The sequence below is a fragment of the Candidatus Phaeomarinobacter ectocarpi genome, from assembly GCF_000689395.1.
In the GTDB taxonomy this organism is placed as follows: Bacteria; Pseudomonadota; Alphaproteobacteria; order CGMCC-115125; family CGMCC-115125; genus Pyruvatibacter; species Pyruvatibacter ectocarpi.
Genome location: NZ_HG966617.1, coordinates 767,674 through 790,118, shown reverse-complemented (window position 1 = coordinate 790,118; position 22,445 = coordinate 767,674). Strand labels below are relative to the sequence as shown.

The 22,445-nt window shown below is 56.8% G+C and carries 15 protein-coding genes and 2 tRNA genes; 6 read left to right on the top strand and 11 right to left on the bottom strand.

Features of this window, described 5'->3' with window-relative positions; genetic code table 11:
• Positions 1-899 precede the first annotated feature (899 nt).
• Together BN1012_RS03785 and BN1012_RS03780 are read left to right on the top strand one after the other, a co-directional pair.
• Positions 900-1,973 carry an autotransporter outer membrane beta-barrel domain-containing protein gene (locus BN1012_RS03785; protein ID WP_043948588.1) on the top strand — a complete coding sequence of 358 codons (1,074 nt, stop codon included), beginning with the start codon at positions 900-902 and terminating at the stop codon, positions 1,971-1,973.
• A gap of 178 nt (positions 1,974-2,151) precedes the next feature.
• Entirely contained in the window at positions 2,152-3,963 is a 1,812-nt protein-coding gene (locus BN1012_RS03780; RefSeq protein ID WP_043948587.1) for an ATP-binding protein, read from the top strand.
• Positions 3,964-3,966: 3 nt separating this feature from the next.
• Here the strand turns inward: BN1012_RS03780 and BN1012_RS03775 are convergent, their stop codons facing one another.
• The 4 genes from BN1012_RS03775 to BN1012_RS03760 all read right to left on the bottom strand — a co-directional run bounded on the left by BN1012_RS03775 (position 3,967) and on the right by BN1012_RS03760 (position 8,699).
• Positions 3,967-4,608 carry a response regulator transcription factor gene (locus BN1012_RS03775; protein WP_043948586.1) on the bottom strand — a complete coding sequence of 214 codons (642 nt, stop codon included), beginning with the start codon at positions 4,606-4,608 and terminating at the stop codon, positions 3,967-3,969.
• A gap of 169 nt (positions 4,609-4,777) precedes the next feature.
• Entirely contained in the window at positions 4,778-6,286 is a 1,509-nt protein-coding gene (locus BN1012_RS03770; RefSeq protein ID WP_145973406.1) for a hypothetical protein, read from the bottom strand.
• A gap of 182 nt (positions 6,287-6,468) precedes the next feature.
• Positions 6,469-7,326 carry a hypothetical protein gene (locus BN1012_RS03765; protein WP_043948584.1) on the bottom strand — a complete coding sequence of 286 codons (858 nt, stop codon included), beginning with the start codon at positions 7,324-7,326 and terminating at the stop codon, positions 6,469-6,471.
• 698 nt (positions 7,327-8,024) lie between these two features.
• Positions 8,025-8,699 (bottom strand): TetR/AcrR family transcriptional regulator, encoded by a 675-nt coding sequence (locus tag BN1012_RS03760; RefSeq protein ID WP_043948583.1) that lies wholly within the window; start codon positions 8,697-8,699, stop codon positions 8,025-8,027.
• 148 nt (positions 8,700-8,847) lie between these two features.
• On the opposite strand from BN1012_RS03760, the gene BN1012_RS03755 reads away from it, so the two are divergent.
• The 3 genes from BN1012_RS03755 to BN1012_RS03745 are packed head-to-tail and all read left to right on the top strand — an operon-like array spanning position 8,848 to position 11,292.
• On the top strand, positions 8,848-10,119 hold the full coding sequence (locus BN1012_RS03755) for a cytochrome P450 (RefSeq protein ID WP_043948582.1): 1,272 nt from the start codon (positions 8,848-8,850) through the stop codon (positions 10,117-10,119).
• Between the two features lie 11 nt (positions 10,120-10,130).
• Positions 10,131-10,778, top strand: a complete 648-nt coding sequence (locus tag BN1012_RS03750; RefSeq protein ID WP_145973405.1) for a hypothetical protein — start codon at positions 10,131-10,133, stop codon at positions 10,776-10,778.
• A gap of 28 nt (positions 10,779-10,806) precedes the next feature.
• Positions 10,807-11,292 carry a hypothetical protein gene (locus BN1012_RS03745; protein WP_145973404.1) on the top strand — a complete coding sequence of 162 codons (486 nt, stop codon included), beginning with the start codon at positions 10,807-10,809 and terminating at the stop codon, positions 11,290-11,292.
• Between the two features lie 471 nt (positions 11,293-11,763).
• On the opposite strand, the gene BN1012_RS03740 is transcribed toward BN1012_RS03745, so the two are convergent.
• From BN1012_RS03740 to BN1012_RS03710, 7 genes are all read right to left on the bottom strand, one after another.
• The gene (locus BN1012_RS03740; RefSeq protein ID WP_043948579.1) at positions 11,764-11,961 is read right to left on the bottom strand and encodes an aldehyde dehydrogenase family protein; all 198 of its coding nucleotides are present in this window, start codon (positions 11,959-11,961) and stop codon (positions 11,764-11,766) included.
• 39 nt (positions 11,962-12,000) lie between these two features.
• Positions 12,001-14,196 (bottom strand): hypothetical protein, encoded by a 2,196-nt coding sequence (locus BN1012_RS03735; protein WP_043948578.1) that lies wholly within the window; start codon positions 14,194-14,196, stop codon positions 12,001-12,003.
• Entirely contained in the window at positions 14,193-14,750 is a 558-nt protein-coding gene (locus tag BN1012_RS03730) for a hypothetical protein (protein WP_206778009.1), read from the bottom strand. The genes BN1012_RS03735 and BN1012_RS03730 overlap by 4 nt, the downstream gene beginning before the upstream one ends.
• Positions 14,751-14,755: 5 nt before the next feature.
• Positions 14,756-15,607, bottom strand: coding sequence for a hypothetical protein (locus tag BN1012_RS17605; RefSeq protein ID WP_043948576.1), 852 nt, complete (start codon positions 15,605-15,607; stop codon positions 14,756-14,758).
• 2 nt (positions 15,608-15,609) lie between these two features.
• Positions 15,610-20,322 (bottom strand): hypothetical protein, encoded by a 4,713-nt coding sequence (locus tag BN1012_RS03720; protein WP_145973403.1) that lies wholly within the window; start codon positions 20,320-20,322, stop codon positions 15,610-15,612.
• 251 nt (positions 20,323-20,573) lie between these two features.
• Positions 20,574-21,362 carry a helix-turn-helix transcriptional regulator gene (locus tag BN1012_RS03715; protein WP_171815902.1) on the bottom strand — a complete coding sequence of 263 codons (789 nt, stop codon included), beginning with the start codon at positions 21,360-21,362 and terminating at the stop codon, positions 20,574-20,576.
• A gap of 715 nt (positions 21,363-22,077) precedes the next feature.
• A tRNA-Gln gene (locus BN1012_RS03710) sits at positions 22,078-22,152 on the bottom strand.
• 194 nt (positions 22,153-22,346) lie between these two features.
• Between BN1012_RS03710 and BN1012_RS03705 the strand changes: the two genes are divergently transcribed.
• Positions 22,347-22,423, top strand: a tRNA-Pro gene (locus tag BN1012_RS03705).
• Positions 22,424-22,445 lie beyond the last annotated feature (22 nt).

Sequence of the window (22,445 nt, the reverse complement as noted above, 5' to 3'; positions counted from 1 at the left end):
CCTGCGGCCCACACCTACACGTCTTGGCATACTCCTGCTTGAACAGACTGCCCATTGCCGCGTTCGGATCACCGGCTGCACCAATCAATCCGTTGATCTGGCCGGCCATTTGAGACCAGGCACCGCCCACCTGTTTGAGCATCTGATTGATCTGCGCTTGTGGTACACCGCTGGCCCGGGCTTCACCGACCCAGAGACTTTTAAGTTGCGTGCCGGTGACCTGGCCACCACCCGATGGCAAAAGCCCCCATTCCTTGAAAAGCGCGGCTAGCTCGCTTTCAGACAAATTGGCGATGTCAGCCCAACTGTTGACCTTTTTGGCCGCGACCTGCGAGCGCGGCGGCAAATCCATGGCGCCAGCCTTGAGTGTCGCCCGCTGCGCATCCTGCACGGCCCGTTGCTGGATCATCCGGTCCTGAACATGACTTGGCGGCCTGACCGGCGGTTGCACGGGAGGCTGTGGCGGCATGGGAGGCGGTTGATGAACCGGCGGTGGTGGTGAGGGATGACCATAAGGACTGGCCCATGCTGGCGACAGCAGGCTGACCGTAGCAACAAGTACCAGAAAGGCCTTGAGTACCAGGACGCCCGCAGGTCGAAAGCGCTCGACGTGGTTTCCAGCAATCCAGTTGCGGGAACTCTGCTCGGGAATACCGACTTCCATCATGGCGCGCACATAGTCCAACAAATTGAGCACAGGTTGCTGCCTCAATTTTTCGCACTCAGGCTCGCGAGGCACTACGCCACGAACGGACTATACCGAACGATATAGGCCGAACGGACTATACCGCCCGACCGATAGTGGACGCCGTTTTATTGATCTAAGTCTCAATGCAAGCGCTGCGAGATTTACGTGTTTCAAGCGCGTTTTCATGAGTCAGTTCGGGGGACGGCCAACCATGCCGACAACAAAGCATTCAGTTCTGGGGGCGATTTTACTTGTCGCCTCAACATCACACGCAGCGCTCGCTCAGCACGCGCCGGCAGCCACAACAACCGACGACGCAACTCTTGTGTCGTCAACCAGTGATACAAGCTCCGCGTTGCTACCAGAGCAGATCATTCAGCAAACGCAGATTGTCTCCACGACAGTCACCAATCACCTGACAAACCTCCAGGCCGGACGCGCGCTCGAGAACACGCAGGTTGCCGGTGCACCAATGTCCGGTGTTTCTGCTGGTGAGAACATTGAGCCACTTGGGCAGAATGTGAATGCGTGGGTCAGCTACTCCCACAATGAAACTGAAAATGACGCACCGGGCATCGCCTACGACGCCGATACGGACAGCGTTTCAGTTGGCCTGGACTTCATCCTTGGCGGCCCGATTACAGTTGGTTTTTTCGTGTCGCAGGCCTGGACCGACACAAGCTCTGCCTTTAATGGCGGTGGATCTGACACGGACTCGACAACATTCGGGCCATATCTGTCTGTGGCAATTACTGACTGGCTGTCATTGGATGCAAGCTATGCCCATACGTCATCGACCACAGACAACCGGCGCGTTACTGCAGCAGGTGTCACGGTGACAGGCACGCAGGATGGCATGACCAATTACTATTCATTCGGTGCTGGTCTCAGCCACTGGTTTGAAGGTGGTATAGGGGTGTCCGGACGACTTGGATACAACAATTCAAACACCAAGAACGATGCGTACACTGACAGCGCAGCCACAGTAATTGCATCCTCAAAGAGCAATCTGGCCCAGCTTCAGGTTGGTGGACGCGTCATGTATTACACGCAGAACTTCATGCCTTACATCGGCGCCACATACATTAATGATGTAAAGCGCGACAAAGTACGCACAGCAGCCAATCCACAGCCAGCCAATGACGAGGATGATGTGTTGCTGCAGGCGGGTGTGAGTCTGTTCGGCGACACCGCTTTTTCAGGTGGACTGGATGTGAGCTACAATGCTGCTCGCGAAGAGAATGACGCTTGGGGTATTGGCGGAAACGTCAGCTATCGCTTCTAAGGGTTACAATCGTTTGTCAGGAAGGGCCCGCACCTGTGGTGTGGGCCTTTTTTGTGTCAACATTAGAAACCTTTGCCTCCATCGCAGATTTTGACAGGATCAAACTTGGAGATGGACACCCCAGATGATCCGTTGGTGACGCTCTGGATTCGCCATGATACGGACGGTCAGGTACCCGATGACAGATAATCTTCACGACGCAGCAGCGCCCTGGCTGGGCAAAGTCTGGGGACGTTTGGTCGACTCGGATGTCCCTCACGACCGCCGCGTGGTGTTGCTGAACGATCGCGTTACCCTGCTTTATCAGCAAGGGCCCGTGGGAGTGATTGTCCACACCATCGTTATCAGTGTTCTGACGTATCTATTCTGGGACACTGTAGAACATGCAGCGCTCCTGACCTGGGCGACGGTCATGATTCTGCTAGGCTGGCTCCGGGGCTGCGCCATATACCTGTTCCACAAAACAAGCCCTCCCCCGGAGAAAGCGAGCCTTTGGGGCACACTGTTTGTTGCCCTGATTACACTTGTGGGCGTCACGTGGGGCTATGCGGGTGTCTTCCTGGTCCCAGACACAACGCTGGAGCAAGTCCTCTTCATTCTGTTTCTCAGCGGCACGGCCGCGGGGACTGTCGCTACCCTTGCGTCGGCCTTCTTCGCAATCGTCATCGCCCTTTCAACGTCCGTCATTCCACTCATTATCCGGTTGGCATTTGAAGGCCAATTTGAACAGCAGCTTATGAGTGGTGCGCTGGTCATGTTTTTCATGGCCATGATGGCCACAGCCCGCAATGCGAGCGGCGTGATGACCATGGCGCTGTCCTTGCGCCTTGATAAAACGGAACTGGTTGCGTCCCTTGAGCGCGAGCGTCATGAACTCGACATTTCCAACAGGGCCAAGACGAGGTTCCTGGCTGCAGCAAGCCACGATCTGCGCCAGCCTTTGCACGCGATGAACCTGACGGTCGCCGCCTATAGGTTGAGGGAAAAGTCCAACCACCTTGAGCCCATGTTCGATCGCGTGGAGCGGTCCGTGCAAGCCATGGAAGGTCTGGTAAACAGCCTTCTGGACATCTCAAAACTGGATGCAGGAACCGTCGAGGTAAATCCGACACCGGTCCTGATCGAGGATGTCTTTCACACGATCTCCTCAGAAGCCTCCGCCATGGCTGCGGAAGCCAACTGCGAAATTTCAATGGCCCCGGGTGATGTCTCTGTGCGCACTGACAGGGTGCTTCTGGAAAGCATCTTGCGAAACCTGGTGGGCAATGCCATTCGCCATGCTCCGGGCTCAAAAGTCGAACTGTCGGCACAACGCCGCGGCAACAATGACATCGTCATATCCGTCGCTGACAATGGTCCCGGCATTCATCACGATCAGCAAGAGCGCGTGTTTGAGGAATTTTACCAGGTCGAAGGAACCTCAACAGATCAAGGCGGTCTTGGTCTCGGCCTGGCTATCGTAAAGCGACTTTCGTCCTTGCTGGGTGGTGAAATCAACCTCAACTCGACCGACGGTAAAGGAGCGCGTTTTGACATCACCCTCAGGGACCATGGTAGTGCGACAAATACCAAAATACTGACTGCAAGCCGGTCAACAGATGTGCCTGTGCTGAATGGAATGAAGCTCGTGTTACTTGAGGACGACAAGGACAGTCGGGCCGCCATGCTGGATCTCGTCTCCGCATGGGGGTGCGAGGCCATCGCGGGGAAAAGCGCCAAAGACATTCTGGGCAACGTCGTTGTCGCCGATGGCGGTTTCACTCCGGACGTCATCATTTCAGATTTCCAGCTTGGCGGCGCGCGGGAAGGGCCAGCCGAGATCGCCAAAATCCAGGAACACTTCGGCGATCTCACATTGCCCGCAGTCCTCCTGACGGGCGACAGCTCCCCGGACCTGTTGCGCCGGATTGCGGGCGGGCAACTGGATGTGCTTCACAAGCCCATCACCCCCGATACGCTGGCGGCATTTCTATTCAGTCATAAAGGATAAAGCTCAGACCGACGGCAATTCTTCGCCGATGTCCTTTTTGGCCATCAATGCAGCCTGAGTACGGTTGTGAACCCCAAACGCCCTGTAAATGGCATTGAGGTACACCTTCACTGTCCCGATCTCGATACCAATTCTTTTCGCGATGTCCTTGTTCGACAGACCCCGACCAAGCAACTCCAAAACCTGCAGCTGCCGTGGCGTCAAGGTGTCCACTGGAGCCACAGCCTCACGGCGATTTGAACTGGGTGTTGATCGTTTCACATCGGTTGGGAACACCCGCTCGCCAGCCATCACCTGCGCTACGACCCCCAGCACTTTTTCATGAGCGGATTTCTTGTCCACAAATGCAGACGCCCCAGCATCGAAGGAAATTTGATACGCATCCAGATCATCCCGCGCTGACACGATGACCACCGGCACGGCAGAAGCAGAGCGCTTGATGGCGCGAATGCCGGTGCTCGCATGCATGTCGTCCATGGTGAAGTCGACCAGGATCAGGTCAATACTGCGATGGTCCCTGAGTATGGCGATCACGTCGCCGAATGACTTGCCCTCGATGACTTCGCAATTGGGAAACGCCGACTGAAGCAGCATCTTCAAGCCGTCGCGAACAAGCGCATGATCATCTGCAAGTATAATTTTCACTGAACAAGAGCTTCCCTGATCGCGAACGGCAATCTGCTTAGCGCCGAGTGTTACTTCTACGGAGAGTAGCTACCCACAAAAATAATATGGAATAGACTACCTCACATCTGCGCGGCATCCAACTTGTTTACACGGCACAGATGCTGGCTTCTGATTCACGGGCGCCACGTTACTGAACCGCGTTTTGATGCCATGGCCCGCCACCTGACATGACGAAAGTCACCTGCCCCGGACCAAGCGGCACATCCCGCCTGGGAGGGATGTAGCGCTTTGGATTGTTTTTCTCCTCGACCATCTTGTCCACAAGTGCCTTGCCCACATTTCCAAGAAGAGAGAACCCGGAGGCGTTGCCGGCGGTTCCGATCCCGTGTTCGGCCATTTGTGTCGCAGCCTCAGCGCCGCCGGAGCTGACCGACTTAAGGGCGGGACCCACCCAGCCCGCAACCTTGCCGATCCCCATGCCAACCACATAGGTGTCGGCGCCACCGATAGCTCCAGCAGTGGTCGCCGCAAAAATCGCTTGCCGTGTATTGAGACCTTTTGAGATCGCGTAGTCGTAAGTCTCCTTGGCGTTCTTGCCGAACGCGATGGTGATCCCGACTGCTGGATTAACAGCCCCGGCGACCGCCAGGCCAACATCCACGCTCGCGCGGGCCATGGTATCCATCAACTCGCCAAGGTTGCCATTGTCGACTATGTCGATATCGATCATGACCTCGCCGCCGCCGAAGTCACGCGTGGTTCGGATAAGTTCCTTCATGGCAGCATCGCTGCCTGGGCCTGTGTCCTCCTTGCCCCATCCACCCATCATCTCAGGGTCAAAAAGAGAGATGTCTTCTGACGTGATGGCGTCTACCAGAACGATAGGGTCATCTATTGTCGGTACGGGCACGACCGTTGTGTCGGTGAGTGACGGATCAATCGGAGGCACACCGTCTGGCAGCATCACATCCGCCGGTCCGGCACCTGCGGTGCCTGCATCCTCCCTCCTTGTTTCAATGACGGGTCCGCCATATCCAGCCAATAGAGCCTCATAATATTTCGCTCTTTCCCGGAACCTTTCAGTACTGGCCTCAGTGAAGCTCCCAGATTCCGCGCGGCTCCTGTTCCATTCGGCCTCGCTTTTCACGTGGCCAGCCGTATAGCCGGCGACAGATCTGACCTTGTCCAGATTGGCTTTGATACCCGACCCAATATCGTCAGCAGGAACCGAGAAAATGGCTTCCTGGCCGAACCCTTCCAGCAACAGATAAAAGCGACCATTGCCGTTCTCATCTGTGCGGTACTTGATCTGCGTAAATGACATTCCCTCGATCCGAAGGTCCTTTGGTATCGCATCGCCCGACTGTAGTCGTTCGTAACGCTCTTGCTGAATGCGGGCCTGTTCCTCCGCCCATTGCAAGTACTCCTCGTTGGGATTGTCAGAGTCCGGGAACATCTTCTCCGCTTCGCACTGCCAGTCGCAGAAGAACTCGCCGACAACGGGCACCTTCGGTGGTTCAGCAAATACCGCGATGTCGGCGCTGTCGCCGAGCGTGTAGACAAACGGCGGTAGATTATCCTTGTCGATCCCCTTGTCTGTGGCAGCATCGACAGAAACTTCGGGATCGACCGCATCAGGTTTGCCTGAATCTGAATCTCCAATTTTCGTATCCGGCGGCAGTATTGGAGCTTTCAAGATGGGCGGGACCACCGGCGGTGCCGGCGGCGGCACGTATACCGGAGGCTGAGGTGTCGGCTGTGGAGAATGAGTGGGTGGATGCGGCGGATGCCCTTGCGCATGGACCATTGTCGTTGCAGCGATCATTGTGATCGCCAGAAAAACGGCAGTGGAAAGGCGGGTCCTGATCGGCAATTGTGTCATTTGCGATCACCTCCGGGTGCATAGCTTGTCGCAATCTGGAGCTTCGCTTTTTTGCTGTCGCCAATTGCCGGTGGCGCATAAAGCGCCTGGATGTCCATGATCGAGTCGGGTCCAAGATCAAACTCGCCTTCGAGAAGTCCAACGCGCCACCCTTCGAACTCCATCAGATAGTGCGCACCAAGAACAATCTTGCCGCCATCTCGCACGTCACTCACATTGGCATAGAGGCTGGCGTTGGCTGGTGTCCGGTCCATGGAGACTGCCGCAACGATGCAGCTGCAAGACTCAGTCTCCAAAGGCAGATCAAGCGCGTGACCGGCAAGGAAAGTGAGAAACTCCAAGTGACTGGAGGCAGCGTCTTCAAACATCTCGGACGCTTTTTCCTGAGGCAGAAAATAAAGCCGGACTTCTGGCTCGGGCGGCGCAACAACATCAAGGGCCACGTCGGACACATACACCTCGCCATCATCGAGGAGGTATTCAACGCCAAAGGAAGTGGCCGCCCTGCGGCCCAGCTCGTCTGCAAACTGGATCGTGCCGTATAAGCGTCGACCTGCTTCCCAGCCGTTGGCGGGGCCGATGTAACTGACGGTTATGGTTTCGACGTAGAACCCGTCATACCGGAAGGTTCTCTCCAGTAGCCTGTCTGCAAGCGGCGGCGCAAAAACAACGGGGTCTGTTGCTTCAACACTGCCGCGCATACGCGCCACGATCGCAGTTGTGACAAGCGCCATGTCTGCCGGCGCGTCCTCAAGCGTTGATACAATGGGTGCGTCCAATCCAAAAAGACGCAGTTCATTGCCAAGCGCTGGATGCGCCCCCAGAAGACCTGCGCCAAAGCCAACAGTGGCCAAGAGAAGCAAGTTCCTAAAGCTACTCATTTTCGACAGTGCCCCCGCATTCCATACATCAATTCCACATATAATTTATGTCAATTTGTGGTTGGGTACATTGACCGAAATCAACCATGCAGATCGTGCGCAAAAACGAGATCGTTGCTGTTTTCGATGCAGCGAGCAGCACATCAAAAGCCGTGACAGTCACGTCATGGTGGAAGCGGACATTGATGAAACGCGAGTTCGGACTCAACAGGAAGTAGCCGTACGGAGCGAGATGCCGAAGTTCATTCGAAGCGACAAGTGATCATCCGTTCACGTCCTAAATGGATTTAGGCAGCGCCCGATTTTTGGCACAAAACCCCTGTTCTCAAACTGTGGGCGGGGTCTCATGGATTGTACGTGCTGTCGGCAGTTAGTTCACCGCAGGTCACACGCTTTCACACCTCACGAGATGGAGCCAATGAGGACCCAAAAAACATCTGTTTGCGGACCACGTCCAATGACGAAACCGCAGCAGTTAGTCGCAGATGCCATCCTGGACTACTCACATCGCAGCGCCATCGTTCGGTATCCATCGTAGGATTCGGACCAAGAAGTTGAACGAGACTTAGAAAGCTGGCCGTGCCCTAGCAAGACTACAATCCAGTCTCCAACTCTTTTGAGATCAACTGGCTGCCCCCCCCCCCCGCAATTCCGTGCGCAGGTAGCGCACTTCACGTTGTCCTTGGTTTATTGCCCATGGAAAGCATCGGCTGCGATGAGATGATGCTGTCTCGAAGGTCATCTGCCGCTTCTGCTTCGGTGTAGGGGAGCAGGTTGCATAGACCGGCGTACCTGACATGATTCAGAAATGCCTCATCGCTGAAGATATCGCGGGCCCAAAGCATGGCGTTGCCAAACCATGTGACTGATAGTTGGTGTGCAACGACCGGGGCGGCGAGTTCGGCAACGAACACCTGTTGGTCGATGCCCCGGATCAAGGCTTGCTCGGCCAAGTGAGATCCCAATTGAACCAATTCAAGCGCGCGGCGAGATTTTGGTTTTTCTGCAATGTCGCCGCCACGCCACAAAGGGTGAATGATCCCTTTGCGATCTATCGCCTTTTGCGCACCGGCCTGCATTACGGCCAAGACCTGCTCGATAGGATCGTCCAGCACCGGCAGCGACAAGAGCTCTGCCTCAAGGGTTGCATAGGCACGACGCTCAACTTCAGCTGCAATGGCAAATTTGTCACCGCACAAATTGTAGAGTGTCTTGACGCTGAGACCGACCTCTTCGGCCAAATCGCGCATTTTGAATGCCGCCAGTGAGTCCTGGATGATCAGGGTCTCGGCCGACGAGATAATGCGGTCCCGGCGCGCCTGCATGTTTGCGGTGCGTTGATCCATGCGAAACGTCCCAATCCAAGTTTACAAGGCTCGACCCGGCAAATTTGAGCCTTGGCGAACCCTGCCGACCCTATAATCGAAGCACTATTGACTACAACAATGTTGCAAATTACAACATTGTTGTATTTTTTTGGGCTGGGAGACTTTGATGACGCAAGCCACTGCCGCCACCCCTCTGACAGACGAATTCAATCCAGCTGAAGTAGCGCTCAGGGATATTGACCTGTCGGACGCGAACCACTTTTTCAATCAACACCATTGGAAATTGTTTGAGCGCTTGCGCAACGAAGACCCTGTGCATTTTTTTGAGCATGAAGAGTTCGGGCGGTTCTGGTCTGTGACGCGGCATGCGGACATCATGTCGATTGATACCAATCACCAGCAGTTCTCATCAGAGCCCTCGATCTTCCTGGGCAACACGAACTCTGACGAGGACGAAAATTTCAATCCGGCGACGTTCATCGCCATGGATCCGCCCAAGCATGATGCGCAACGAAACGCAGTAAACCCTGCGGTTGCACCACCGGCCCTGAGAGATCTGGAGCCGCTCATTCGTCAACGTGTATCCGCGGTGCTTGATAGTCTGCCAATTGGTGAAACCTTCAACTGGGTGGATCTGGTCTCCATTGAGATCACCACCCAAATGCTGGCGACGCTATTCGATTTTCCATTTGAAGACCGATACATGCTGACCCGGTGGTCCGATATGACCACTGCCAATCCCGAAACACTGGCTGCCATGGGCCTCACAATAGAAGACCGCCGCAACGCCATGTATGAGTGCCTGGAGATATTTGGCGGCCTCTACGCCGAAAGGGCCCAGTTGCCGCCTGCCAACGATTTCATTTCGCTCATGGCTCACAACGAGGACATGAAGAACCTCGACCCCATGAATCTCCTGGGCAATCTGGTGCTTCTTATTGTTGGTGGCAACGATACCACCCGGAATTCAATGTCTGGGGGCGTGCTGGCCCTGCACGAGAATCCTGCGGAATTTGCGAAGCTCAAAGCTGATCCTTCAATCATCCCAAACATGGTGTCAGAGATCATTCGATGGCAGACACCACTCGCGTACATGCGCCGTACGGCGAATGAAGATCTCGAGTTTCGGGGGAAACAGATCAAACAGGGTGACCGCATAATGATGTGGTACGTCTCCGGCAATCGCGATGAACGCGCGATCGAACGTCCGAATGAGTTCCTGATTGATCGAGAGAATGCGCGTCGGCATCTGTCGTTCGGATTTGGCATCCACCGTTGTATGGGTAATCGGGTTGGAGAAATGCAAGTCCGCATTCTTTGGGAAGAGATTTTGAAGCGGTTTGACCGTGTAGAAGTCGTGGGCAAACCAGCTCGCACGCTCTCGAATTTCGTAATGGGCTTTACCGAATTGCCGGTGCGACTGCATCCGAAGAAATAGGTCGACCCAGTATGAGCATGCTGCCAGATCCGACCCTGCTCTCGCTTTTGACACTTGTCGGTTGGTCCTGGTCCGGTGTGACCTATTGGCTGATGTTCTCGCATCAAGGGCGCACGATCATGTCCAAGGCGTGGACGATCATCCCAGCTGCCATCCTGCTCTTCCTTAGCCTGTGGCATGTGACCAGCGAAATGGGAAAGCTGAGCGCCATGGCTGGAGGCATGACGCCACTTGATGGCCAGTTTGCATATGGCGTGGCGACAGTCACTGCGTTTGCGGAACGTCTCGGGCCGGACGGGCGCATCGCTTACGCGGTTTTCCAACTAGGCGCAGATGCGCTGGCACCTCCGGCATTTCTTTGTTTCTTGATGTCGGTCTACCGGTCGACCGTTCGATCAATGCGCATCCAATTTATGCTTACAGCACTTGCCTTCACCTACTTTACGTCCGTCCTGATCGCCAACACTTTCATGCCTGTCATCATGCAGAACTATCCCGACACAGAGTCGGGCCTCCTACCCCTTCTGTATTCGGTCATCCCAATGCTGGATCTGGTGAAATACGTCACTCACGGCATCGCCTGGTTGATCATTTTCTCTGCATGGGCATGGCAACTGGCAGACTATTTTCGCCGCGCTCGAACCACGACAGCACACTGACACATCTGCTTTGAAAGGCCCGAGGAACGTGAATAGTTCACCCATAGCCCGACCTTTGCTGAATGGCTTCCTCATACCCCTTTTTGCTTTGACTCTGGCAGCCGAAGCCAACGCTTCTTATGCGTTGGAAGATTGGAATATGGAGACCCGCAACAGTCTGCCGTTGACGATGAAAATCTGGCTTGGAGCGATGATGGCTGCGAATCTCTCATCGCTTTTCTTCATTAAGAACCACGTGGCCGCGCGCTGGGTCTTGGGAGCATTGATAGTCGGACACGCATGGATTGCGGTTCTTGAGGCATCAGGCACGTATACTGTTCAGGGTGGGCAAGTCTCATTGGGCCATTTCATCGTATGGGCGCCAGCCATCTACGCACTCTATCGCTATCGCTCTGAAATCAGACTTCCGTCAGCCTACGGATTTTGGGCCTGTGCAATGTTCTTCTTCTACGGCGTCTCGCTGGTTTTTGACTTCAGGGATGCATTCATTTGGATTGGTTCCCAACTCGCCTGACCACGCAATGAATTGGCTTCTTCAGGGCGCGACCATGGCACTCCATGCTTTCAGCACCATGGGCTGGCTGGGTTTGCAGGATTCATCCTGCACTCTGTCAATTTCGAACCGGTCTCCGCTTGTATCTCGGCTGCGCCAGGGATTTCTTTAGGTCAGTTTGGGATATCTTCACAACTCTATGGAGCCAGGCGGACTCTCCGTTAAGCAAAACAAACTAGCAATTTCGGCACAGCAAGTGTTGGAGGAGAAGGGACCTTCCGCCTAGGCCTAAAAATTGGCTGAAAACACAGGGGTCTTGACACCGGTGTCGAGTAAAAATGCACCAAGACTGTGTACCAAGTGGCGACTCAATCTTGAGCTACTTCAACTGCAATGCGTTGCAAGCGTCGGACCTCAATACACGCGTGTTTCGAGCAATACCGAATGGACGCTCAGGTCGGCCTGAGAACTCAAGACGAACTGAGCCAAAAATTAGGTGATCAGGTCGCCCATGCAGACATATTTCATTTCGAGATAGTCATCGAGGCCGTATTTCCAGCCTTCACTCCGCTGTCCGGATTCCTTCACGCCACCAAACGGGATGACATCGGATGTGATCGCCGCCGCCGCAATGAACCTGAGTTCCGCCTCCGTCATCACCAACGCTTTGTGACTCAAACGCACGCGCATATAAGCGCCCCGTTGACCACTTTCCTGCCCGCCATTCCCCTATCGAACCGTGTCAAAACTCCAAAACGGATTGGCGATGGTGGGGAAGCCGGCGGCGAATTGAAGTTCCATGCGGAATGTGCCATCAAACCGCGCAGGAATACCAAATCGCAGAACACCGCCGGGTTGCTGCCATTTAACGATGCGGCGGAAAGCGCCATTCTGCAGGTCGCTCTCCACCTGCGGCCCAAATCGCCCATCTTCGATGACCCGCTCCGGCGCCCCATAATGGCGAACCAGCTCGTCCAACACATCATTATAGGTCTGTTCGCGGGTGGTCCTCGCCCCGGTCGCAAACTCAATGATGAGCCCGGCGCGGTCCAAGGCCTTTGATGGTGCTTCCAGAACGAGCCGTTGGCGCTGTTCGATGCGTTCAAAGTAGCGGCCCAGATAAATCATCGCCCCGCCCAGACGCACCGGATTGCCAAATCCGGAGATCGACAATTGCTCTTCCGCCAACACGACATCGCCATCAAGCGCCAGCGTGGTGATGTCCGGCACGCCCGGCGCCAGAGGGCCAACACCGGCAGGTGTCGAAATTCTCTCGCTGGCCAGACCAGTTCCCCCCTGCCCCGCGGCAATACGTGTTGCAAACTGAAACTGGTAACTTGCCGCAATTTGCCACGCAGACCCAAAGCGTCCCGGATCAGGGTCATTGGACCGGAACTGCCCCGTCAACGCGACCGTATGCGGACCATTCGTAAAGCTGTAACGCCCGCGCGCAGATACATCCCGCGTGTCCGTTGCGCCGCGATGTCCTTCCTGAAACAGCACCGACGCATCACCTGTCAGGCTGTGTCCATCATCCGTAAAGAGAGACGCTGCAACACGTGGCCCGGCCGCCATGATCCGTTGACTACCCACGCGCTCGCGCCGCAGCACGATGCCCGGTGCAATGGTGCCCGACACATCCCCCCAGATGATCCGGCGAGACGCTGAAAGATCACCCAGCACCGTGGACCGATCCACATCTGCCACCGACTTGTCTTCGGTCTGCTGAACCTGCAGACGCGCAACCCCTGTCCAGTCCTGGGTCAGGGCCCAATTGGTAACAACATCAGCCGACCAGGCTTCATTGCTCGTGGCGCCGTTGCTGCTTTGCGTCTCGCGCCAGAATGCATCGATGGTGCCTGCTCCACCTGCACCTTCAAACAGATCAACCCAGCTACCGGAAAACCTGAACGTATCTGTATCCACCTGATTGGCCGTGCTGCGGGCATCGCGAAATCCCTGATAGCGCAACTCAGCGTCACCAATGCCGTCAAACACATGCCCCACCCGCGTTTCCCAGAATTGACGGTCAGGTGTCACCGCAGCCCCAACGGGCCGATAGGTATTGGAAAAGTCTTCAAACCGGGCTCCGTAGCGAAGGCCGGTCTCGTTACGACCTGATAGGGACGCAGACACCGCCGTGCCGCCCTTGCTCCGCTTGGTGGCGCCATCAAGGGTCTCACCCAGCAGCGCGCTGATCTCAGCCTCAAGCTCCAGCGCATGATCCGCCACGGAAAAATCCTGCGCCCCGGCCAGCGAGAACACGCCGCTGTGCAACGTCCCCTGCGCTGTGTCCTGACTGGCCGCATAACCCGTTGCCACCAGCGAAAGTCCACCGGGCAATTCCATCAGATGCGACGCGCCCGCCACCAGCGTGTCGTCAAACTGTTCGCTCAGCGCATCATTGTAGCTACGGGCCGTCGTCCCCCCGAAGACCTGCAGCGAATGAAACGGTGATGACGCATTGTCCTGAAGCTGTATCTCCGCCCGTGCGCCCTTGAGGGGCAACTGCAAAGTCCGAAGGGACGTGAAGCCGAAATAATCCCCCAGCTCAACGCGCCACGGAATGGCGCCACCGCCACGCTCACCAACCAGAGAAAACCGTTCCGCGGACAGAAGGTCGCTTCGCCCGCGAAACTCCGATGGATCAACCGCACCAAAGAAGCTGCCGCGCCAGTTTTCAAACTGGGATATCTGCCGGGAGAAGCGAATGTCCAGCTCGCCAAAGGCATCCGCTTCGTTTTCCCCGAAGGCACACGCTCCATCGTCGCCCGCACAATCGCGATACTCGACTTGTCCGAATACAGACCCGTTGATGAGCCAGTCGTCGTCAACACCCTGTGCGTGAGCAGATACGCCTCCCGCGGCCGATACAACGCAAGCGCCCAGCATCACAGCGGCCGCAGACAAACAGCGAGAGATCATTGCGCCACCTCTTCAAACCGGTGGCGTAAAAGCAGCACATAGTCATTGGTCCCGCGCAGCAGCCGGAAGGCCCCCGTCGTGCGATCCACAAACTCAACCTGTGTCTGGGCCGTTAGCGTGACGCGCGACACAAGCAGGTCGCCATCATCTGGCCCCTCATCCCTGCGCAACACCTGGTCCAGCGTGTCGATGTTGGAGATGCCAAGCACCCGTACCTGCGCGTCACGGGGCACCAGCAGTGTTGCCGTGTCGGCCAGCCGATCCCCATCTACAAAGTCCGTGCTGAGCGCGCGGCGGAACTGCGTGTCACCCCAGTTCGCAAGCACCTGCTCCATGGCCTGCTCCACATGCAACCGTGGAATGGGCACAGGCCCTGACAATGGCTCGCCCACGAGGTCAGACAACACAGACGCCGACTCTCCAACCGCCAGAAGCTCGGGCGTCAAAATACGGTCAGCAGACCTGAAGCCACGCGCATCTGCACCGGGCGCCACTGCAAGCAGACCGGTCAACAAAACAGCGGCATAAAGTGTGCAGCTCAGGCGAAATGTCATACACATCAAAGCCGCTCCACCTGAATAGTTGCCAGACCAAGCGTGACAGTCACCGTCACACGGAACCGCTGTCCGCCCGGCGCACGAATAATGACCACTCGGGTGGAGTTGACCGGGATGGTGAGCGACAGACCTGGCGCAATTGCCGGGTTCTCAAACACAAATCCATTGTTGGGAAAAATGAACGCGTCCGTCGCGTTGTCCGTCCCCGCCTGCAGGCTTTCCCCGCCAGCCGCAGGAAGAACCGTGATCGACCCGTCATTTGCGATCACAAAGTATGCAGCGTCCGGCGGCGCACCCAGCGTGTCCTGGGCGGTCTGGATAGCGCCACCCCCGCCTCCTGCATTGTTGCCAGCGTCGTTGCCCGCATCATTGCCAGCATTGTTTCCGGCATCGCCTGCATTGTCGTTGCCGCCACCAAATTCAGTGACGATCAACCGCTCAGACAGGGGATCAAACCCCTGCACGTGGATGCTTCTGTCAGCTTCAACGCCCAGCAACTCAAGGAGTGCTTTTTCACCGTCCGGCAGCAGCGTTACAATGCCATTGCCGCGCGGCCCCGGCCCCGGACCCGGCCCAGGGCCCGGTGGTCCTGGGGGACCCGGTGGCGGCTTGGGCCCATCGCCGCCCTTCTTTTTGTCATCTTCTTCAATCGGCGGCCCCTCGCACTTGCCGCCAAACACCGCAACGAAGCGGTGCTGCAACTCAAGCAGGCCAACCGTAAACTCGCCGCGGTTTGACTGTGCAAAAGCCTGTGGTGATCCGAAGTCCTCAATCGACAAAGCCTGCGCGGAAACCGTCAGGCCACACCAGGCGGCCCCGGCAACAACGGCCAGTTTGAAAGGTGAGCGGGTCATGATCAGTTCCCCCCACCCGTATCGACAGCACCAAATCCTTGCGCGCTCGCGCCCTGCGCATTGAGCCCGGCTTCCACCGAGGCCAGGTCGCGGGCAAGGGCATCAGCATTTGCGTCCGGTGTGCTGTCCACAAGTTTGCGGGCAGCATCAAATGCGTCTGCTGTTTTTTGCGCACGGTCCGAGAACCTGCGGCCGGCATTCGTAACATCGCTCTGCAGCGAGGCAATCGCGTCCGCATCAGCGCCGGATGTCTTGGCATCCTCAAGGCGCTTGGACTTTGTCACAAGTTCCGCAAGAGCCTGATTTTGCTCCGTCTTGGCCTGTTTGAGATCCTGCGACACTTTTTGCGCCTGAAGGGCCTGCGCATCGACCGGCTGATTGCCTCCCACCACGCGGTCCGCAGCATCATCCGCCAGCTTGCGCAAACGCTGTGCTTTCGCATCCAGCGCAGCCGCCTCATTGACCGCATCAACCGCTACGCCGCCCTGACCGCCAGAGGCAACATTTGGCGCCCTGGCGTCATCAAACTTCTTCAAAACGTCCTTGAAAGCGTCAGGGTCCGCAAAAGCATCCCGCAGGTCTTTATCAATGATGTCCTTGAAGCCACCCGCCCCGCCCTGACCAAACTTGGTCGCGGTGCCATCTTGAATGCTCTTGGCCAGAACATCATCACCAGCCGCAGTTGCCTTTCTGAAACTGTTGAACTCGCTGGCCCCCACATTGGTGGAGCCGAACAACCGCTCGCTCAACACCGCACGGGCGGATTCTTGCGAGCCGGCCTCAACCACACTGCCGGACTCAACAAACCCCGCTGACGCATCAGGCCCATCACCCTTGACGAGAATGTTGCCGGGATTGGTATCAAACGGCACCAGCTTGGCATTCGCCGCCTTGTCGAACTCGCGCAGGATGGCAATCTGCTGCTCACGCGTCAGCTTGACGTTGCCCTCACCAACAGCCTTCTCGATATCTTCAAGGGTCTTTGCCCCATCCGGGAAGCGCTCCTGCTTGAAGAACGGCACCTCCACTTCAACGCCATCAATGATGCGCTTGACCGTCCCTTGCCCCTTGATGTCCAGCGAGTTGATGCCAGCATCAGCAAACTTGTCCGCCCCGGCAAACTGGTCCTGTCTTATTGCACCGGCGACTTCCGGATCAAACTTGGCACCCGCTCCGCCCTCACCCTTGGACACAATCTTGCCGGTGCCATCCACCCGGACATTCTCAACCAGCTTGATCACGTCGGAGTTGGGATCACCGATTGTTTCAGCCACCACATTGGCTGTCCGGCCTTGGCCAACGCCCCCCGCCGGATCATCCAGCGCCGCCAACCGATCAGCGGGCAGATCAACCTCGCCTTTGTTCACCTTGCCAGGCGTCAGTGGCGGTCCCTGATTGCCTTTGTCAGCCTGCTGCTTGAGCGCTTCCTGACGGGCCTTGTCCTTGGCAGCGCGCGCTGCCGCCTCGGCTTCGTCTGCTACGTCATCCAGCGCATCTGCGACTTTCTCCTCAGGCGTCCCGGGCTTCTTTCCAAGGTTTGCAAAGAAGTCCGACACATCATCCGGCGCGGCATCGCCCGTATCAGCAAGATCATCCGCCAGACCAAACGATCCGCCATCTGCAGATCCATCTGCGTCACCGAACAGGTCAGCCAGATCATCCTCAACCGTCCGGCCGCCACCCGCATTGTCGACAACCTCATCGAGGAAGCTGCTGTTGCCGGTTCCAGGTTCCGCATCGCCAAAGATATCGGCCAGATCATCTTCAACAGTTCTGCCACCCCCCGTGCCACCCCCTGTACCATTGCCGGTGCCATTACCCGTGCCAGCTCCCGGAACGTCACCGTCCGCCACTTTGGCAAGGTCATCGAGCACGTCAGAGTTGTCAGCCTGCCTGGCAAGGGCGTCTACCTGATCTTCAATACGTTTGAGCTCATTGGCCTCATCAACCTTGTCGACAAACTTCTGCGTATCGCGAATGGCCTGTTCAGCAACCTCATCAAGCGGCCCCAACCCCTTGGCGGCACGCAGATCATTTGCAGCAGCAATCGCTTCATCGGTTGACGTGAATACCTTGCCGCCGACCTTCAAGGACCGGGCACTGACAACCAGAGCTTCCCCCCCAAGCAGGTCGAGCGCCAGGAAGAGCCCCGCCGACTGCCCCTCATTGATCTTCTGCTGCTCTTCGCTTTCCACAAGAAAGCGCGTCGCCTCTTCTGTCAGATCCGTCGGCTCGTCGCGCGTAGCCTGACCAATCGCAATACCGATGGCTTCCCCAACCGACTCTGCATCCTTTGCAGTCAGTTCCGCGATATTGCCAACACCAAAACCACCAAGCTGGTTCAGCACCACCGCACCACTCAGCTTGTCTTCCTGGCGCACTCTCAGGTCTTCATCAATGAAGGCGGCGATGTCCGTCCCCACCACAATGTCAAAGCCGCGCGGCAGGGATTCCGTCAGAAACTTCTTGGCGGCCCTGAGCTGCGGGTCGTCGGAGAAGGCCGTGCCGAGCGTAATGCCGTTGAGGCTGGCCTTGCCTGTGGTTTCAAAGAAGGTCCGCAGCCCCACAAAGAAGTCTTCAATAGCAACCAGTCCACCGAGGCTCTCAACATCCTTGATCCGCTTGGTGATCTCGCGCTGTGCCGCCAGTGCCTTGTCGCCATCCATCTTGAAACGCAGAGGGAAAAAATCCTCAAAGCCTTCCACAACGGTTTTCAGTGGCGGCGGCAAAGTCGCGGCCTTTCGGAAAACCTCCGGCGACACGTCGCGGTCGGGGTGCTCCGGGAAAGTTGTGTTCATGCCCGGCAGACCGGTCACAAGCCCGTCACCCTCAGTGCCTGCAAGCACAGACGTGCCCTCTCCGGGAGGGGCACCAAGGCAATGCTCAAAGGTGCCCGCGTTGAACAGTGCAGCCAACCGCTGCTTCTTGCTCCGGTTGTCTTCGCGCAGCTGTGCCTGCTGGTCTTTGCGCTCCTGAATTTTTTCCCGTGCTTCCTTCAGGTCCTTGGCAATGAAGGCCTCAACCTTTGTGCGCGTCTTGTTGCCTTCGGTACCTGCCCGCGCGGAAATGTCTGCAAGTTCCTTTCTGAACTTGGCGACCTGTGCCAGCTGCCCGGCGCCGGACGTAAAAATGAAGGGAATGGCGGGTTCGGGAATGTCCGCGCCCAGCAGCGTGGGGATAAACAGTGCATCATCGCCCAGCGCCGCCCGGCGTTTGCGATCGCGGTCAAGAGCTGCGCGCTGGCCAGCTGCCAGAATGGTCTGCGCCTGCTTGCTTTGCAGAACGCCCGCCCGTGCGGCCCGCTCCACATAGTCTGCCATCAAATCATTCTGAGCCTGAAGCGGTGCCCGAAAGTCGCGCAGCGGTGTCAGAATGTCATTGAGGAAGATCGCTTCAATGTCCTTTTGCCCCGCATCATGAAACAGGACATCAAGCAGCAATGCTTCCATCAGATCCGTCACCGGTTCGCAGGATTGCGTCAGCAGCTTTGTCCGACGGGCAATCTCCCGCTCGCAGTCGCGGCAGGCCTTCTGGTCGGCTGGTGGCACCTTGGGGGCCGACGCCTCTTTCAAAAACCGTTCCGGCTCAAGCTGCGTTCGAACGACGATCTTGCCGTTCTCGTCCAGCTCATGCAGCGCGATCGGCACCAGATCGCCGGGCTGCTGAGCACCCCCGACATTCTCAAAACCGCCATCGGCCAGTTGATCTTCTGGCAACTCAACTTTCAGGCCACCCGCACCGTCCGCAGCGTTCTGAGCGACGGGTTTTTTGCCACCGCAATTGAGCACCTGAATGATGTGCCGCACCGGAGCCGGCCGGAAGTTCTGCGGCCCGCCCCCAAGGTCTGCTTCATCGATGGACGCAAATAGCTGGTAGTTGCCGTCTCCATATTTTCTGGCATCGAAAACAAAATTGCCCCGCGGCCCGACTGTTTCAAGAACTTCCCCGTCGCGCCGCAGCTCCCAGGTCGCCCGGCTGTAGGGTTCCTCACGGACATTTTTGGAGAACACCGCTGAATTGGTCTCACTGGTGATATCCGCCACCCGCACCGTCGAGGTGAATGTATAGGTCTTGCAGTGAGTGCGATTGTCGGGGTCCCTCGGATCACGCTTGGACCCGATGACAAACGCCGTGCCCACAACCTTCGAGCCCTTGGGATTATCAATCCGGATCTGCGTAATGCCGCGGGTCCGATTCTGGCCGGCTGAGACAACCGTCACGGTCTGCGACACGGCCCCAATCCTGAACGGCGACAACCGCCCCTTGGCCCGGACGGTCAACCGGTAGACGCCCGGCCGGGGCAGTTTGGCAAGGCCCTGGGCAAACTCGCCGAGCTTTTCAAAAGGCGCGTCCGCATTGTCGGCGCGCTCAACAACCAAATCATACTGCTCCACCACCGGCTGACGTTTGCCTGCATCGCGCGAGAACGCCTGCGTCACATGGCAGTCCGTGGAGAAGCCGAGAATTTTTTCGATGATGACGTAGTCACCAACAGGACGGATCGGCGGCTGGTTGGCAAAATCAATGACCGTCGGCAGCTTGAAATAGAGCTGCTTGAGCACACGCTGCCCGACACCCGCCTGTGTAAAGCCGTCCTTGCTGAGCGCGCGTGCCAGACCCGCCTGCGCCTGCGCTGCTTCTTGGGGTGACAGCACGCCAATCTGGTTGGGCAATCCGCATACGGGAGACTGGGCAGAGGCTGAGGAAGCCGGCATCGCAAACACTGCGACGATGCCGAGCATGCCAAGAGCACACACATGTCCAGCCAGGCGAACCAAGCCTCGGCACGGCGCACAAAAGACACTTGAACCCAGCACGTTTAGATATTCCCCCTACTCACTCACACGTTTGACCCGCATGTGGAGGAAAATATCTATGGGTATTCCCAGTATGAGGCACCTGTCCAATAGGACAGGAAGCCACATCTACCAGGAAAAAACGCGCACAAAACCAAAGAAAGCGCGTGCTAATTGCTCATGAGATTGGTGCGTGCGGCAATCGCGACCACTTCAAGGCGCGAGGAAGCTCCCAGCTTCTTCATGAGATTTTTCACATGAAACTTGATGGTCCGCTCACTGATATTCAGGCTCTTGGCCATTTCCGGGTTTGAAGACCCGCTGCCCAACAGCGACAGGCACTCAAGCTCGCGCACAGACAATTGCACATTGGGCACCTGTTCAAGATCAATGCCGATGAACTCATGAACCACCAAGGCAAACACGCGCGCCAGGTCGATCAGGTCCTGTCGCTGAACCGAGATGCGGGCTTCGTCGGCCTCATTGTCACCCAACACAAAGAAATAAACGACCTGAATGCGCCCAGGCGTATGCACCGGAACGAAAAGATCAAAGTTGAGATGATAATGTTCCGTAAGGTCCACCAGATCCTTTTGATCCCTCGTGACCTTGTCAGGCGTGTAGACTTCAGCCGTCGTGAAAGGGGCTGTCGCTTTCGCAATCGCGGCAAGGGCAAGGTCGGTGTCCTTGTATCCTTTCCACAAATACATCGCCTCATACGGCTTCATATGCCGCGGCCCGCGGGTGGTAATGAGGTAGTCATTGGACTGCGCCGTCGCCCAGGCCTCACGCCTGCACGAAAAGTAGAGCACACCATCAACGCCCATAGACTGGAGGATCGCCTCAAGCACATTCACAACCTGATTGTAACTCGAGAACGATCCTATCTGCGCCAACAGCCGAGACGCCGGCGGCAGAAGCGTCACCGCATCATCTGAACGCGAAGTCGGTGTGCGCAAATCGGCTGTTTTCCTACCCCGCCGGCCAGTCTTTCGCTCACCCGCCATCTACGACACGTCCCCCGGCACCAAAGTCTCTAATAGCGGCAGAAAGCCGAGCTTGACTAGGCAGGAGAATAGTATTTTCCCAAGCCAAAAATGCAAGCACCCGGCGCCCAAGGCAAAGCAACATCAAAACGTCAAATCGAGATTGAGAAAGAAGGCTGGCAGAGAGGAAGGGACCTTCCATGGATTTCCAACAAACCGCTGAAATCTGGGTCTCTTTTGTCTTGTGTCGGGGCCAAGTGTACCAGTGCTGTGTACCAGCTGCCAGACTGATCACGGTCACCGTTGTTCTGTGATTGAGACAGACTAGGCAGTTGAGGATCGCTCGACATTCGCGCCATGTCCTAATACCTATCATCAGTAGTCGTCCGTCCGTTTGCAGAGGAGGATAGGGCGGCCACTGAATGGACAAAACTTGAGATATTGGCGGTCAAAAATCGACCCGACCGGTTCGAACTAGTCTCCGGCTATTTCGAACCGGTCTCTGGTGCAGAATCTCGTCAAAAACGGATATCGCGAAACCAGTTTCAGAGACACTATGCGAGTTCGAATCCTGTCAGCCAGAATTCGTGCAAACAATTAGTCTCTACACTGATTAAATACCTTCAACCCATTGATTTCAATGAATATATTGACTTCGGTACTGTGAGCTGAAGGAGACTGGAAATGCTGGCTGGGGCGGCAGGATTCGAACCTGCGCATGGCGGCATCAAAAGCCGCTGCCTTACCACTTGGCGACGCCCCAGCAGACGCTCCGCTTTGAAGCGCGAATGGGGGAACATAAAGAGCGCTTATGCCCCGTGCAATGCCCATTTGAATGTGATTTTGACAGCCCCTTCTGCGCCAGGCAGCAGACGATGAACATCGTACTTCAGGGGGCCCATATCGGGCTTGCCTGAGGTCGCTCCATGCCGCTATAACGCCGCCTTCGCATGGTCACGGAGTGTGGCGCAGCCCGGTAGCGCACCTCGTTCGGGACGAGGGGGTCGCAAGTTCGAATCTTGCCACTCCGACCAGTGAATCATTGCCCCATATTCA

Excerpts from the sequence above, each read along its gene's own strand:
- BN1012_RS03785 (WP_043948588.1), top strand. The coding sequence starts at position 900 with ATGCCGACAACAAAGCATTCAGTTCTGGGGGCGATTTTACTTGTCGCC.
- BN1012_RS03780 (WP_043948587.1), top strand. The coding sequence starts at position 2,152 with ATGACAGATAATCTTCACGACGCAGCAGCGCCCTGGCTGGGCAAAGTC.
- BN1012_RS03760 (WP_043948583.1), bottom strand. The coding sequence starts at position 8,699 with ATGGATCAACGCACCGCAAACATGCAGGCGCGCCGGGACCGCATTATC.
- BN1012_RS03755 (WP_043948582.1), top strand. The coding sequence starts at position 8,848 with ATGACGCAAGCCACTGCCGCCACCCCTCTGACAGACGAATTCAATCCA.
- BN1012_RS03750 (WP_145973405.1), top strand. The coding sequence starts at position 10,131 with ATGAGCATGCTGCCAGATCCGACCCTGCTCTCGCTTTTGACACTTGTC.
- BN1012_RS03740 (WP_043948579.1), bottom strand. The coding sequence starts at position 11,961 with ATGCGCGTGCGTTTGAGTCACAAAGCGTTGGTGATGACGGAGGCGGAA.
- BN1012_RS03735 (WP_043948578.1), bottom strand. The coding sequence starts at position 14,196 with ATGATCTCTCGCTGTTTGTCTGCGGCCGCTGTGATGCTGGGCGCTTGC.
- BN1012_RS03730 (WP_206778009.1), bottom strand. The coding sequence starts at position 14,750 with ATGACATTTCGCCTGAGCTGCACACTTTATGCCGCTGTTTTGTTGACC.
- BN1012_RS17605 (WP_043948576.1), bottom strand. The coding sequence starts at position 15,607 with ATGACCCGCTCACCTTTCAAACTGGCCGTTGTTGCCGGGGCCGCCTGG.
- BN1012_RS03720 (WP_145973403.1), bottom strand. The coding sequence starts at position 20,322 with ATGCCGGCTTCCTCAGCCTCTGCCCAGTCTCCCGTATGCGGATTGCCC.